The sequence below is a fragment of the Shewanella sp. QJM3NY_23 genome, assembly GCF_056173105.1.
In genome coordinates this window covers 1762232-1777161 of sequence record NZ_CM149657.1, presented here as the reverse complement: position 1 = coordinate 1777161, position 14930 = coordinate 1762232, and the positions used below count along the sequence as shown (strand labels likewise).

The following is a 14930-nucleotide window of genomic DNA, read 5'->3' as shown; positions in this document are numbered from 1 at the left end:
ACCTGAATCCTAAATAATCAATAAAAAAGCGCACGTTAAAGTGCGCTTTTTTTACTGACTTTACTGTCCCTTTAACTGAGCTTGATGAGCTTCAGCCTTATGCTATCTAGTGGATAATCACAGGGATGGTAGCCACTTGACTTAGTTTTCCTTTCGGTGTGACAGCCTCAATCACTAATGTTCCAGAATCAGCTTGATCAGCGCCTTTAATCACCACGCTGTAAATACCCGCACGGTTATCATTAGTCGATTCGACAATAAATTCACCTTTGCTCGCAAGGCTGCCTGCTGACGGCGTAAAGGTTATCTTAGTGCCTGCTGGTAAAGGCTGATTATGCAAATCGCCAATAATGATAGATACGCCACCGGTTGATTTACCGATAATATCCAAGGTCTGGTTATCGTTAAACCCGTCACACGGATCCACTACGTTTTTGTCATCTATGCAGCTATCTTCGATAACTGGTGTCGATGACACCGCATCACTACCCGCCATCACTAGGACAATCGATGCACGCACATTGAGTGACTTTTTAACGCTTGAACAGCCATCGTGCCCGTCGCCATTGGCATCTAACGTACATAGACTGCCGTTATATAAGTTATCAGCAATATCAAATACCTTGTTATTGTTAAAATCAACAAAGGTCTCTGCGTCACCACCCGCTTCACCGGTAAATCTTGGGTTAAACAACGAGTCTTCATTATGATCGACAAATGCCTCATCTAGATCATAAGGTTTACCTGAAACATTAAGCTTGGTTCTAAAATTGACGACTTCATTGGCATCGAAGCGACCATTACCATTGAGATCAGGAAACGACTCTTCACCAATGGCTCTGGCTAAAATGGTTACCCGTCCACCATAGGGCTGACCTATATCTGCATCTAGAGATGGCTCTTGAGCCAAATCGAATAAGGTTTTACCTGTAGGTCTTGGGTTTTGGCTGGTCCATTTAACCGAGCACACACCATTGACAGTGACACATGACGGGTCAATGACACCGCCTTCTGCGGTAAAGGTCACGGCGGTACCATCTGGCACAGGGTTATTAAAGGCATCGGCTAAGCGCGCCGTCACATTCACCTCAACACCGTCATAATCCCACCCCTCAGGATTAAGGTTATCGGCAGACAGAGAAAAACTGTCTTGATCTGGTAACCCAGTTGAGACAACCAATAGTTTAGATTGGCTCGATATTTCAGGCGAGCTGCCATCCACAATCGCGGTGACTCTGACTGATGTAGACACCGTACCTGAATTAACCACTGTCTGAGCGATACCTTGAGCATTAGTAGTTGCAAAATCAGGATCTAATTCCACATCGCCAGTATCGGTATTTAAAGAGAAAAGAACCTTTTGATTACTGACGGGAATACCGTTTTTATCTGATACTTTAAATTTGACTGTTGAGGACTCAACCCCACCGGTACCTTTAAGATTAATCACCTCTGGCAAGGCTTCGACAAATGCAATACTGCCGACACTTGCAGGCAACACATTCACCAAAGCACTGGCTGAAAGTGATTTCCCTCCCACATTAGCACTGACATTTATCGCATCATCTCCCACGCACCCTTTAGCCAAATAGGTCGTGGTTGCCACACCATTGATCGCCAATACCGGCGAACTAATTTCAGCTTCTGATTTAGTTGAACATGTAGATGAAAAATTCACTTCCACAGGCTCAGTAAATACGGCTCCAGTATCATCTTGCAGTGATACTGAAATACTGGCCGTACCACCGGCTGAGACTTCTGCTGGCGAAACTGAAGCGACTCCAGCTTGAAACGGTGTGCCACTGCCCATCTCAACATTAGTTGCACCGATTTTAAAGACTAAATCCGTTTTTTCACCAGACAACAAGGTCGCTGTTGCAGTACCCGCACCAGGTGTGGTGCCAGCTAAAATTTGCACATAAGCTTTGCCATTGTCTGTGGCAGCGGTATCGATTGGGATCTCGCCCAAGGTGCTGGAGAACTGCACAATCGTAGTTTTAGAGATACCAGATACGGTTGCCACTAAATAACCAGATGCTAATGATGAAATAGTGTCGATAGACTTTTGACTGACAGGATCGTCAACTAAAATGAGGGATATTTGAGCACCATCGGTTGGTGCGCCGCCATCTCCCAATGTATTAAAGGAGACCAAGGCCGTTACAGTATCTCCATTCGTAGAATTATAAGTGGCAGTCACACTGCCTGAACCCAATTTATCACCAGGCAATACATCAACAGTTACCTGACCTGCGCTATCGGATACTCCACTATCAGGCGTTAAAGCCCCTTCTCCTTCAAGGGTAAATACAATACGCCCACCAGATAGTGAACTACCATTTTTAGACAGTGTGGCTTTTAATTTACCAGGTGTAGCATTAGAAATATCGTTAATGACCTGTCCAGTGGCATCCGTTAATACTAATGTCAGGCTATAAACATCATCAACTGCCGGAGGTGTCTCACCGCCCGAGCCACCATCAGTGCCTCCACCACCACTACAAGCTACGATAAAAAACAAAAATAAATATGAGGTAAAACTTTATACGCTGACTTCATTGTCAGACTCCCTGTTACTCAGTTTATCACTATAATTATTACTGCTAACATAAGCGCGTTACTTACTGTTACAGCTAGTAAAACTTTATTGTAACCTTTTAGAGATTATTCGCACTTATTTTTACACACGTAACCTAAATAGTATCAATATAGCCATTTCCTCGTTTTTCTTTTCTTGCTAGGCTTTATGGCTAAATGAGAAGTATAAAAATAATACAGGACACACTATGGTGCAAACTCAACAAAAGAAGCTTGGTTTAACCGGTAAGATACTCATTGGTATGGGGACTGGGATTTTATTTGGTCTGCTACTTCGCTACTTTTTTTCCGAAAGTCAATTTCTTCAAGATTATATTACTGATGGGATCTTAAATGTTATTGGCACTATCTTTATCTCCAGCTTACAAATGCTCGTGGTTCCCCTGGTGTTTATTTCACTGGTCTGCGGTACCTGCTCTTTAAGCGATCCATCGACTCTAGGACGTCTGGGTGGAAAAACCATTGCATTTTATTTATTTACCACCGCTATCGCGCTTAGTATGGCGATTCTTATTGCATTGCTTATTCACCCAGGTAATGCCTCCTTGGCGACAGAAAATATGCAATACAGCGTCAAGGAAGCGCCCAGCCTTGCCAATGTATTGATCAACTTAGTTCCTCGTAATCCAATACAAGCAATGACTGAAGGTAACATGCTGCAAATTATTATCTTTGCCGTTATTTTTGGTTTTGCGGTTTCTCACATTGGTGAAAGAGGTAAACGCGTTGCCGCATTATTTACTGATTTAAATGAAGTGATCATGCGCGTTGTCACCTTAATTATGCAGTTAGCGCCTTATGGTATTTTCGCCTTGATGGCCAAACTGGCATTAACACTCGGTTTAGAGACCTTCGAAAGCGTAGTTAAGTACTTCTTTGTGGTATTAGGCGTATTGCTGATCCATGCCTTTATTGTTTATCCCACACTGCTGAAAGTGTTCTCAGGTTTAAGCCCTCTGCTGTTTATTCGTAAAATGCGTGATGTGCAACTGTTTGCTTTCAGTACTGCCAGTTCAAATGCAACACTGCCCGTGACCATTGAAACCTGTGAACATCGTCTTGGTGTCGACAATAAAGTGGCGTCGTTTACCTTGCCACTGGGCGCGACCATCAACATGGACGGCACGGCTATTATGCAAGGGGTGGCGACCGTATTTATCGCGCAAGTTTTTGGTATCGATTTAACCATTACCGATTATGCCATGGTCGTCGTCACCGCAACGCTGGCCTCCATCGGTACTGCAGGGGTGCCTGGAGTGGGCTTAATTATGCTCGCTATGGTACTTAATCAGGTGGGTCTGCCTGTTGAAGGGATCGCGCTCATTATGGGGGTTGATCGTCTTCTAGATATGGTACGAACAGCCGTCAACGTAACTGGCGATTCAGTGGCGACATTGGTGATTGCAAAATCAGAAGGCGCATTTAACGAAGTGGTGTTTCATGATACTCAAGCGGGTAAAACTGCTGGTAGCTTTGTTGACCAAGTCAATGCAGAGGTCAAAGACTAAGCTGATTTCCCGATGCATGGGCAATGATACATAACAGCGGCTCATGCAAGTAAGTGGATGTTACAGCGGCTTGATAAAAGCAAACGAAAATGAAAAAAGGCGTCCAATGGACGCCTTTTTGATTTCTATGCTACTTGGGAATTCAACGCTCCCAGTATGCCTCTTCTAAACTGTCTTCTTTTTCTGGTAAGCCACGAGAAAGACGTGGGCTGTGCTGGGCTAGCACCTCATAAGCGACCCGGTTAGCGTACTTACAGACCTGTGAAAACGAGGAGTAACATAACCCGTCGCGCTTATGTTTACTCGAACCTGGCACATTGGCTTTATGGTAGGTATTTGAGGCCAAATCATGGAGTAATGCAGCCAAAGCACCATCACCGGCACCATTAGTATTGCGGATCACTTCCGGCCCGCCCATATAAGGTGGAATGTGCGCAAATACTTTAATTGGGGTATCACAATCGTTTTTAAGTTTGGGTCTAGAAAACTCATAACGATTAAACTCAGGAATAATGCCCGGAAGCAAAGTATGGCTGGTTTCACGCTTTTCAGAATCTTCCGTATGGCCTGCCATATACAAGCCTAACGGACCCGCTGTGGTGAGCACCAAATCACACCATTCTAACGCGGCATCGCTAGCGCTTAACGGATCGCGAAAACCGGTTAACGCTTCGCCTTCATCTTCATTCATCGCTAAAATAGAGACATTGTCTTTGATGAAATTGATCCACCACTGTGGATCTTCTTCAATTAAAAAGCGCGTCCCTAATGTCAACACCACAGGCACATCGGCCTCTTTGGCGTATTTGATGGCCGTTAACGCCGCATCCGTTATCTGATCGCCACCGCTGGCGCGCATCAAATAAGCCGTTAACACTAACGCCGATGAGGTTTGGATCACCTCTTTATCGATAAACTCCGGAGTCAATTTGTCCATTGAGCCTTTGCTAATAGCAAAGGTGCGTTCACCACAAGCAGAGATCAAGGTAAAACAGCGACCAATAGGGCCATCAACCGGTTGTAGGTAATTTAAATCTACTTTTGAAGAGGTATTACAGAGATAACGATACGCATAACTGCCCACTTCTATGTTGTTACTCATTACCCCAAACAACACCGAACGATCATCAGCTAAAATAGAGTAGTTGTGGACGGTATTGCCTATCGTACCGCCAGCAAACTCATCACTAATCATGTTTGATTGTTTGAGTTCAGTATAAAGTTGGTGCGCCTTATCATCGTCAATAAGCGTCGAATTACCTTTAGGCAATCCATAGCGGCTAAGCAGCTCATCTTCAACTTTAGCTTCGATATCGACCAAGGTTTGATCGATACCACTGATATGGGTAGTAATATGTTGTGGTTGCAGGGTTAACTGCGCCAGTAATGGATCGCGATTTTTAACTGGAAAGTAATGCTTAGACTTACGTTGACCAGGAAACTTCATACCTAACTCACTTGTGTCGCATCCATGCAAAATCGAATTGAAGTAAATAGTAAACCAGACCCTCTTAATTCACTATTTACAGAACTGAGTCGATGAAAACGACCACAGCCCTTACCCTACTAAAATGGCGGCAGATTTTACCATATAAAATGCGACTAAGCAGTGATTTATACTACGGTAATGACATTGAATGACTAACAAAACAACCAAAGGACACGGCTAAATCGTAACCATAGAGACTTAAACGCAAAAAGCCCACCGAAGTGAGCTTTTATACTGTATTACATCTGTAAGCGACTGTAAGTACACTGCCGCTAATCAAGACTAATTAGCCGATCGCCTTAACAATGGCATCACTGACAGAGGCAACGCTTTGGGTGCCGTCAAACTTATTGTAAGTCAAGCCACCTTTAACTGCGAGGGCGCCATAATATTCAATCAATGGCTTAGTTTGCTCATGATAAATCGCAAGACGCTTACGCACAGTGCTCTCTTCATCATCAGGGCGAATGGCCAAGTCTTCACCCGTCACATCGTCTTTGTCTTCCACTTTAGGTGGATTAAACACCACGTGATAAACACGGCCAGAACCTGGGTGAACACGACGTCCGCTCATGCGCTTAACGATCTCTTCATCTGGCACATCGATTTCAATCACATGATCGATTTCGATGCCACTAGCCGCCATAGCATCGGCTTGTGGAATAGTGCGTGGGAAGCCGTCCAACAGGAAACCTTTTGCACAATCGTCTTGTGCAACACGCTCCTTAACTAAGCCAATAATCAGCTCATCAGACACCAATTGTCCTGCATCCATCACTTTTTTTGCTTCAAGGCCAAGTGGCGTTCCCGCCTTAACCGCGGCACGTAACATGTCACCCGTTGAAATTTGTGGCACACCATATTTTTCCATGATGAACTGGGCCTGAGTACCTTTACCGGCACCTGGGGCACCTAATAGCATAATGCGCATCTGAGAGTCCTCTTATTTCGCATAGAGTTGATTATTAGTTTTGATGATTCAATTGGAATTATTTTTATCATTGGGCGGCGATCTTCGCACATATGGCCGCCCTTTTGAAGTGAAGAAACCGCGGTTTTAGTTCGACTTTAGGCTGATACAGTTAAATCAACTGGCCTTTAGTCATTAAGTAGCACTAAAAGCCAAACAGCAGATAAAAAAAGCACAATGATTAGTACAGCAAGCTGTATAACTTGCGTCGATATTGATTAGCAATCGAATTACTTTGACCCATCGCCGTCAAAATATCCATAAATAACTGCTTCAACTCACCGTTATGTGCGCCGATGTCTTGTCGCAACACAGCAAATAACCTTTCCAGTGCCTCTTCATCTCGGTTAGCACCATGCAGGGCTTTTGCCAAAGAGAGCAGTAAACTCAAGTCTTGTGGATTGGCCTCGACATTGTCCATCAATTGACGAATTTCAGGTGTGTCGGCAGCATCGAGCGCGAGGGTTAATTTCGCTCGCAAGCTTTGATAATAGCCATCTTGATCTGCCAGCCCTACGCCATCGAGAAGCACTTGAGCTTGATTGATATTACCAAGGGTTAATAGCGCATCGGCATAGACCAAGGCAACTTCCGCTTGTTGATTGGCTTGATAGGCCTGCTGCAATAGCGGTAAGGCTTGCTCAACGTCATTTGTGGCGAGTAAGGTTTTCGCCTCTGCCAGTTGTAATTGCCAAACCTGTGGCAAATGCGGCTCAAACATGGCTTCAATTTGGGCAGGCTCTTGAACGCCAGCAAAGCCATCGATTGGTTTACCATCGCGCAGCAGCAAGGTCGTCGGCACACTCTGGATTTGGAAATAATTCGCAATTTCCAGCTCTGCATCGCAATTGACCTTCGCGAGTACAAAACGACCCGCCTGTGCGCTGGCCATTTGCTCTAGTGTCTGTACCAATGTCATGCTTTCAGGGCTTTGCTGACTCCAAAAAGTCAACACCACCACCTGTTGCATTGACGCATCAACCACTTGTTGGATGTTCTCTTTAGTTAAATCCAATACCGTATCCATAAGATCCCTTCGCATAGATTAAGTGCATATAAGAAGAGGCAGTTAAACTGCCTCTTGCGTTTGACGGCTAATTACTTCATGCCCGCCAGCAACATCTTGTTCATTAACTTAATGAATGCCGATGGGTCGGCTAGGCTGCCTTTTTCAGACAATTGCGCCTGTTGTAATAATAGCTCAGACCATTGGCCAAACACCTCGTCATCTTGCTCGTTATCTAAACGTGCGACCAGCGGGTGTTCTGGATTAAGTTCAAACACGGGCTTGCTTTCAGGCACTGCTTGGCCAGCGGCTTGCATCAGTTTAATCATCTGCGATGACATTTCGCCTTCACCTGCAACCACACAAGCTGGGGTATCGGTCAAACGCGTGGTGACTTTAACGTCAGAAACCTTGTCACCCAACGCGGCCTTCACTCGCTTGATCAAGCCTTCAGATTCCGTTTCCAGTTTTTTCTGCGCTTCTTTTTCCTCGGCATCTTCAAGATCGCCTAACTCTAAGTCACCACGAGTGACCGAGTGCAACTGCTTGCCCTCGAACTCGGTTAAGTGGTTAATTAACCACTCATCGATGCGCTCGGACATCAATAGCACTTCAATCCCTTTCTTGCGAAGCAACTCAAGATGTGGGCTATTCACGGCCGCTTCATGGCTGTCAGCAACAATATAATAAATCTTGCTTTGGCCCTCTTTCATGCGGCTCACGTAATCACTGAGCGATACGGTATGTGCAGCTTCATTAGTGTGAGTCGATGCAAAACGCAGCAAACCAGCGATACGATCTTTGTTGGCAAAATCTTCAGCTGGGCCTTCTTTAAGCACTTGGCCAAACTCTGCCCAGAAAGTTTGATACTTTTCAGGCTCATTTTTTGCCAGTTTCTCAAGCATACTTAATACACGCTTGGTCACAGCAGTGCGCAGTGCGGTGGTTATCTTGTTGTCTTGCAAGATCTCGCGCGATACGTTGAGCGGCAGATCGTTAGAGTCAATCAGACCTTGCACAAAGCGCAAGTAGCTTGGCATAAACTGCTCGGCATCATCCATCACAAACACGCGCTGCACAAACAGTTTTAAACCATGTTTACGATCACGATTCCATAGATCCCACGGCGCTTTTGCAGGGATATACAGCAAGCTGGTGTACTCTTGCTTACCTTCTACGCGGTTGTGGCTCCACATGAGTGGATCAACAAAGTCATGGGAAATATGTTTGTAAAACTCTTGGTATTCTTCGTCAGTCACGTCGCTCTTATTACGAGTCCAAAGCGCGGTGGCTTTGTTCATCGGCTTCCAGTAACCCTCGGTAGCTGGAATGGCCTCGCCACCTTCTTCTGTCGCTTCTTGCGCTGGCGTTCCCTCTTGCCACATCTCTACAGGGACAGAGATATGATCTGAGTATTTAGTGATGATTGAGCGCAAACGGTAATCATTGGCAAACTCTTTTTCCTCTTCACGAAGATGCAAGATAACCTCTGTACCGCGAGTCTCTTTTATTATGTTTTCAACGGTAAATTCACCTTCGCCAGCTGATTCCCACTGCACAGCTTCATCGGCAGCATGACCGGCAGCGCGCGTGCGTACGGTTACCTTGTCGGCCACGATAAAGGCAGAGTAGAAGCCCACACCGAATTGACCAATAAGCTGTGAATCTTTTGACTCATCGCCAGATAGGTTTTTAAAAAACTCCGCGGTGCCTGATTTAGCGATGGTACCTAAGTGCTCAATCACGCCATCGCGAGTCATACCAATACCATTATCTTCAATGGTGATGGTGCCCTTTTCACTGTCGGCACTCACACGTACGCGTAACTCACCGTCACCTTCGTACAGATCATTATTGGTCAATGCTTGGTATCTGAGCTTATCGGCAGCATCGGCGGCGTTGGAGACCAATTCACGCAAGAAAATCTCTTTGTTAGAGTACAAAGAGTGGATCATCAAATTAAGTAATTGTTTGACTTCAGTTTGAAAGCCATGGGTTTCTTGTTGTGACATCGATTATTCCTTCTTAAATTTCACAAATGACGCTCTATGGCTTAAGAGATGGGGTTAGAATTTTGCTTTTCAAGTTTAAAGTTGTCAGAGCGGTTCATTTGCTCAAAAAAAATCCAGCATCAAGGTGCTGGATTTAAAAGAGTCACGATAAACCTATGATAATTACAGAGGTAAGCGCCCGTTGAATGACAAGGCTAATGTGGTGCTATCGACATATTCGAGTTCGCCCCCCACTGGCACACCATGGGCAATGCGACTGACATTTACAGCATGTTGCCGCGCCATGTCGGCAATAAAATGTGCCGTTGCATCGCCCTCAACTGTTGGATTAGTCGCTAAAATTAACTCGCTAATCTCACCGCTGGCCAGATGCTGCTCAAGTAGACTGAGGCCTAACTCTTCGGGCCCGACGCCATCGAGGGGCGATAAATGCCCTAAGAGCACAAAATAACGACCAGAAAAATACCCGCCTGCCTCAATGGCTAACACATCCGCTGGGGTTTCCACCACACAGATAAGATCGGACTGGCCGCGTCGGCTACTGGCGCAAATAGGACACAAGGTCTCTTCAGTAAAAGTACGGCACGCGCTGCAGTGACCCACATCACTCATGGCACTGGCCAGCGCCTGCGCTAAGGTCTGCCCCGCTTTGCGATTACGCTCCAACAACTGAAACGCCATGCGCTGCGCCGACTTAGGACCGACACCGGGTAAACAGCGTAATGACTGAATTAGCTCATCGACCAAGGGACTAAATTTCATAATTAAGCGGGCATCCTACTGGTTAAAACATAAAGCGTTATTGGCTATAGTGATAAGTAGTTCATTGACATGACCAATGAGTTCTCATCAAATTATGCGCAGAATATTATCATAAATCATCGGCATGATGAGCCCTAATTAATGCCAAACTCAACCGGTCAATTGACTTATGTTACCCAAGGCCATTTCACCGATGTTAACAGCTTGAATAAGATCCATTAATTAGCGAATACAATTGCTATAAAATTGGGTTTATCGATTTTCAGCAACAAAAAAGCCTAAGGCGTGCTTAGGCTTTTAGTGCATTACTATCTATTGCATCCCTATTTACTCGTAAACGGAGAGCTGCCATAAACAGCGATTACATCATGATGCTAGCTTAAAATGGCATCTTCATGCCTGGTGGTAGTTGCATACCGCCAGTCACTTCAGCCATCTTCTCTTTTTGATTTTCTTCAACACGGCGCGCTGCATCATTGCAGGCTGCTGCGATCAGATCTTCTAGCATCTCTTTATCGTCTTCTAGCAGGCTAGGATCGATGTCAACCTTACGAACACTGTGAGAGCCTGTCATAGTGACTTTTACAAGACCCGCGCCGGCTTCACCCGTCACTTCCATACGTGCAATCTCTTCTTGCACTTTGGCCATCTTGTCTTGCATCATTTGGGCCTGTTTCATCAGGTTACCCATACCGCCTTTTCCAAACATATCGAGTTCTCTTCAATATTAAAAAACTGGCTAATCTTACTTAATTAGCACCAAGAAGCAATCAATGCTGATCACCAATCTACAAACTTATGATCTAAATACCCACGAACTTAATACACATCACGATTGCCATTATGACTCTGCTTTAGCAATAAAGTTCGATTTATTAATAAGCGCAATCGTCTTGCCACGTTGGCCTAATCGCTCAGGGGCATAGCTTAAACTATCAGGCTCCATCTGCGCATTCATGGTCTCACTCAACCAGCGAATGTTATCATCATTAAGCAATTCATGATGCGCTAAGCCTAACAGTTCTCGGTGAAAACGCTGCCTGATCTCAAGCGGAGTCTCACGATTGGGCTCCATGCCAACGGTAATGGTAACCGTGCATTCCCCCTCTAAGGCTTTGGATAGCGCCGCTTCCAATTGCTGCACCGCGCCAGGCGCCGCCAAATGCTTTTGGTTGGGTTTTAATACGAGCGGCAACGGGTCAACAAATTGCTGACATACTGAGTTAACCGCTAATTGCCGTACCCTGCCCCCAATGTCGAGTGCCGACATGAGTCGGTACCATTGCAGATCGATTTCATTACCACTAATGTCAGCAGTAAGCGTGGGCAAGTGAGTCTGTTCACTTGCCTCAGGCATCTGCATACTGTCTTGATCAGCTTGAATATTTTCAGGCTCAGCTTGCTGGGACATCATTGTCTGTGTTGCACCAGCGGCAGCTGACGACTGAGCCTGGGTTAACTGCGACTCTGGCTCATGTGACGTGTCCGGCGTCGACAACGCTTTATCGTCTGCGGTTGGAGCTTGAGCCTGTACAGGCGCTTCCCATGGTGGCCTATCATCAAGCTCATCAACCATTACGCTATTGCTAGCCGTATGCTCAAGGGCAGAGGCTTGATCACTTTTATGAAGTAAAGAGGCTGCCTCGCTTACGACTGCCACTTGCTCATCAGCTTGAGATGATGGCGCTTCGCGCTTAGGCGGCACGAAGGCCTGTCGCCCCGCTTCAGGCTTTTTTGTGTCACTCTCCTTAGACGAGGTTTCATCTAAGTCGCTGAGCAATGATTGCCTCGCAGAAAGAACGGCATCGAGTACATCATCATCTGAAAATAGGCCAGCTTCTTGCTCTGGTGCCTTGTCTAACGGTAAGTCAGCTTTAGCGCCTGCTTCATCGTTGGCTGAACTGACTGGCTCATGTGTTGTGCCATAAGGCGTTTGATACGCGTCAGCCACTGCCGTTTGACCACTGTCATTGGCCTGCATTTGGCTAGCAAGGTAGGCTTCATAATCGCTAGGATCGGCGTCATTCACCTCGTAAACATCATCCAAATACTCTTGTGGCATCGAATAATCATCAACAGCTTGATGCCCCATTGACGGCGCCACGGCAACATCAATCTCCGGCTCGGATAAAGCGTCAGCCGAATGTGACTTGCTAGCGCTTTGCTGCCCACGGTATTGTGCCGCCGTTTCGTATTGCCCGTTTGGCAAATCAGCGGCAGTAGAGCTAGTTAGTTCGATGCTTGGTAAATCATCAGTCACTTCAGCGGCAACAGGCAGCCCTTGGCTTTGTGCTTGGCTTAAAATAAGCGCTTGTTCTGCAAGCAAGGCGGTGTCATCACAATCGATATTACCCTGCTCCTCTGCTTGAGTAGGCTCACTGGCCTCATCGATATCGCGGCCATTGGGCTGATGTTTATTCTGCTCATCGCCCGCCTTATCGGCAGTATCAAGGGCAGGTTTGCTCACCTCAACACTGGGCTGACTGGCTAACGCTTGGCTTGTATCATTACTGCTAACATGGTCATGCTTAGCTTGACTATCATCACGCACCTCACTTGTCGCCACTTCAGCAGCGTTAGCAACACTGGTCGGTAAAATAACCTTATGATTAGCTTCCACTTGCCAGCGTTTCACTGGCGCTTCTGGGACAAAAGCGATAGCGCGCAGTAACGCCATCTCTAATCCTGATTTAGGATCCGGTGCATGGGGCAGATCTTTACGCCCAGTTAAGAGTAACTGATAGTAAAGCTGCACTTGCTCAGGGCGTAGCTGCTCGGCAAACGCCTTGATCTGCTCGGCATAACGAGATAATTGCGCGGCGGCGGGGGCAAATTGGGTTAAGGTAATTTGGTGCAACAACTCCAGTAAGCTGCGTAACACCTCAAACGGATCGGCGCCATAAGAGAGTACTTCATCAGTCACCTGCATCAAATTAGCCACATCGCCATCACACAATGCATTGAGTAATACAATGACATAGTGCTCGTCTATGGTGCCGAGCATGGTTTGCACTTGGTTCAGTTGCACCTGACCTGCACCAAAGGCAATAGCTTGATCGGCCAGACTTAAGGCATCACGCATACTGCCGTTGGCTGCCTTGGCCAGCAGTTTTATCGCGCCATCATCAAACGCGATATCTTCTTGAGCCAAAATAGTAGCAAGCTGCTGGCAGATCTCATCGAGTGTTAAACTTTTTAAGTTAAATTGCAGGCAGCGCGATAATACGGTAACAGGCAGTCGCTGAGGATCGGTCGTTGCCAGCAAAAATTTCACATGTTCTGGTGGCTCTTCTAGGGTTTTAAGCAGCGCATTAAAACTGCTGCGAGACAACATGTGCACTTCATCAATAAGGTAGACTTTATAGCGACCACGTGATGGCCGATATTGCACGTTATCGAGCAGTTCACGAGTATCGTCAACTTTAGTACGCGACGCCGCATCGACTTCGATGAGATCGACAAAGCGCCCCTGGGCAATTTCAACACAGCTGCTGCATTCGCCGCATGGCGTGGCCGTGATCCCTTGCTCACAGTTGAGTCCCTTAGCAAATAACCGCGCTAAACTGGTCTTACCGACACCTCGGGTGCCTGAAAACAGGTAAGCATGATGTAAGCGGTTTTGTGTCAAGGCGTTGGTCAAAGCATGTAAAACATGTGACTGGCCGACAACTTGCTCGAACTTGGCAGGGCGCCACTTTCTGGCTAACACCTGATATGACATGGAACTCCCCAACTGTGTCATCAATCAATAACGGAACTCGCTTCCGACAATGGGCAAACAATAACACGCTAAGGCGTAACTCGCTAGCAAGCAGCGGCCTTGGTTATGGTTATTTTTAACCATTACGCCACCGTCGCAGCATGTTTAATCGATAACGTTAAAAAGTCGTAATGAGTGTTTGAAAATCAATCAGATAAATATGGTATTAAAAAACAAAAATGCTACGAATACGTCAGCGTATCGTAGCATTTAGAAGGAGATAATCAGGATATTATTCGCCGTCAAACTCACATAACGTCATTAGCTCAAGGCCTAAATCAATTAAGCGTTGCTCACCGCCCAAATCGGGTAAGGAGATCACAAAGGCAGCGTGGCTCACTTCACCACCGAGCTTACGGATAAGTTTTACCGTAGCTTCGATAGTGCCACCTGTGGCTAATAAATCATCGACCACTAATACCTTATCACCGGCGTTAATCGCGTCGGTGTGGATCTCTAACATGTCGTGACCATATTCAAGCTCATAGCTTTCTGAAATGGTTTCACGCGGTAATTTGCCCGGTTTACGTACTGGCACAAATCCTAAGCCAAGTTCTAATGCCAGGGGAGCCCCAAATAAAAAGCCACGAGCCTCAGTGCCGACAACCTTGGTAAATCCACTGTCTTTGTACTGTTGTACAAACATTTCAATGGTTGCTTGATAGGCATCATGATCTTCCATCAAGCTGGTTACATCACGAAACATGATGCCTGGTTTGGGATAATCAGGAATTGTTTTAATGCTCTCTTTGATCAAGGCTAACTTGTCTATATTCATTGCTACCATCTTTGTCAATTAAACCCCTTTACGGGAAAAACTGACCA

General features: G+C 46.0%; 10 protein-coding genes. 1 reads left to right on the top strand and 9 read right to left on the bottom strand.

Going from position 1 to position 14930, the window contains the following annotated elements; all coding sequences use genetic code 11:
• Nucleotides 1-106: 106 nt before the first annotated feature.
• On the bottom strand, nt 107-2521 hold the full coding sequence (locus AC0VXX_RS08145; protein WP_475516698.1) for a hypothetical protein: 2415 nt from the start codon (nt 2519-2521) through the stop codon (nt 107-109).
• 265 nt (nt 2522-2786) lie between these two features.
• Here AC0VXX_RS08145 and AC0VXX_RS08140 point away from each other — a divergent pair, with 265 nt between their 5' ends.
• Nucleotides 2787-4106 (top strand): dicarboxylate/amino acid:cation symporter, encoded by a 1320-nt coding sequence (locus AC0VXX_RS08140; RefSeq protein WP_475516697.1) that lies wholly within the window; start codon nt 2787-2789, stop codon nt 4104-4106.
• A 142-nt stretch (nt 4107-4248) separates the two neighbouring features.
• On the opposite strand, the gene AC0VXX_RS08135 is transcribed toward AC0VXX_RS08140, so the two are convergent.
• The 8 genes from AC0VXX_RS08135 to apt form a co-directional block, all read right to left on the bottom strand.
• Nucleotides 4249-5553, bottom strand: coding sequence for an inosine/guanosine kinase (locus tag AC0VXX_RS08135; protein ID WP_475516696.1), 1305 nt, complete (start codon nt 5551-5553; stop codon nt 4249-4251).
• A gap of 328 nt (nt 5554-5881) precedes the next feature.
• Entirely contained in the window at nt 5882-6526 is a 645-nt protein-coding gene (gene adk, locus AC0VXX_RS08130; protein WP_475516695.1) for an adenylate kinase, read from the bottom strand.
• A gap of 220 nt (nt 6527-6746) precedes the next feature.
• Nucleotides 6747-7592 (bottom strand): co-chaperone YbbN, encoded by an 846-nt coding sequence (locus tag AC0VXX_RS08125; RefSeq protein ID WP_475516694.1) that lies wholly within the window; start codon nt 7590-7592, stop codon nt 6747-6749.
• Between the two features lie 71 nt (nt 7593-7663).
• A complete protein-coding gene (htpG, locus tag AC0VXX_RS08120) occupies nt 7664-9583 on the bottom strand; it encodes a molecular chaperone HtpG (protein ID WP_475516693.1) in 1920 nt (639 codons plus the stop codon).
• A 162-nt stretch (nt 9584-9745) separates the two neighbouring features.
• On the bottom strand, nt 9746-10345 hold the full coding sequence (recR, locus tag AC0VXX_RS08115; protein ID WP_475516692.1) for a recombination mediator RecR: 600 nt from the start codon (nt 10343-10345) through the stop codon (nt 9746-9748).
• Nucleotides 10346-10724: 379 nt separating this feature from the next.
• Nucleotides 10725-11054, bottom strand: coding sequence for a YbaB/EbfC family nucleoid-associated protein (locus AC0VXX_RS08110; protein WP_069672062.1), 330 nt, complete (start codon nt 11052-11054; stop codon nt 10725-10727).
• A gap of 132 nt (nt 11055-11186) precedes the next feature.
• Nucleotides 11187-14066, bottom strand: coding sequence for a DNA polymerase III subunit gamma/tau (gene dnaX, locus AC0VXX_RS08105; protein WP_475516691.1), 2880 nt, complete (start codon nt 14064-14066; stop codon nt 11187-11189).
• Nucleotides 14067-14337: 271 nt separating this feature from the next.
• On the bottom strand, nt 14338-14892 hold the full coding sequence (gene apt / locus AC0VXX_RS08100) for an adenine phosphoribosyltransferase (RefSeq protein WP_475516969.1): 555 nt from the start codon (nt 14890-14892) through the stop codon (nt 14338-14340).
• Nucleotides 14893-14930: the final 38 nt, after the last annotated feature.

Excerpts from the sequence above, each read along its gene's own strand:
- recR (WP_475516692.1), bottom strand. The coding sequence starts at position 10,345 with ATGAAATTTAGTCCCTTGGTCGATGAGCTAATTCAGTCATTACGCTGT.
- AC0VXX_RS08110 (WP_069672062.1), bottom strand. The coding sequence starts at position 11,054 with ATGTTTGGAAAAGGCGGTATGGGTAACCTGATGAAACAGGCCCAAATG.
- AC0VXX_RS08140 (WP_475516697.1), top strand. The coding sequence starts at position 2,787 with ATGGTGCAAACTCAACAAAAGAAGCTTGGTTTAACCGGTAAGATACTC.
- AC0VXX_RS08135 (WP_475516696.1), bottom strand. The coding sequence starts at position 5,553 with ATGAAGTTTCCTGGTCAACGTAAGTCTAAGCATTACTTTCCAGTTAAA.
- adk (WP_475516695.1), bottom strand. The coding sequence starts at position 6,526 with ATGCGCATTATGCTATTAGGTGCCCCAGGTGCCGGTAAAGGTACTCAG.
- dnaX (WP_475516691.1), bottom strand. The coding sequence starts at position 14,066 with ATGTCATATCAGGTGTTAGCCAGAAAGTGGCGCCCTGCCAAGTTCGAG.
- apt (WP_475516969.1), bottom strand. The coding sequence starts at position 14,892 with ATGGTAGCAATGAATATAGACAAGTTAGCCTTGATCAAAGAGAGCATT.
- AC0VXX_RS08125 (WP_475516694.1), bottom strand. The coding sequence starts at position 7,592 with ATGGATACGGTATTGGATTTAACTAAAGAGAACATCCAACAAGTGGTT.
- htpG (WP_475516693.1), bottom strand. The coding sequence starts at position 9,583 with ATGTCACAACAAGAAACCCATGGCTTTCAAACTGAAGTCAAACAATTA.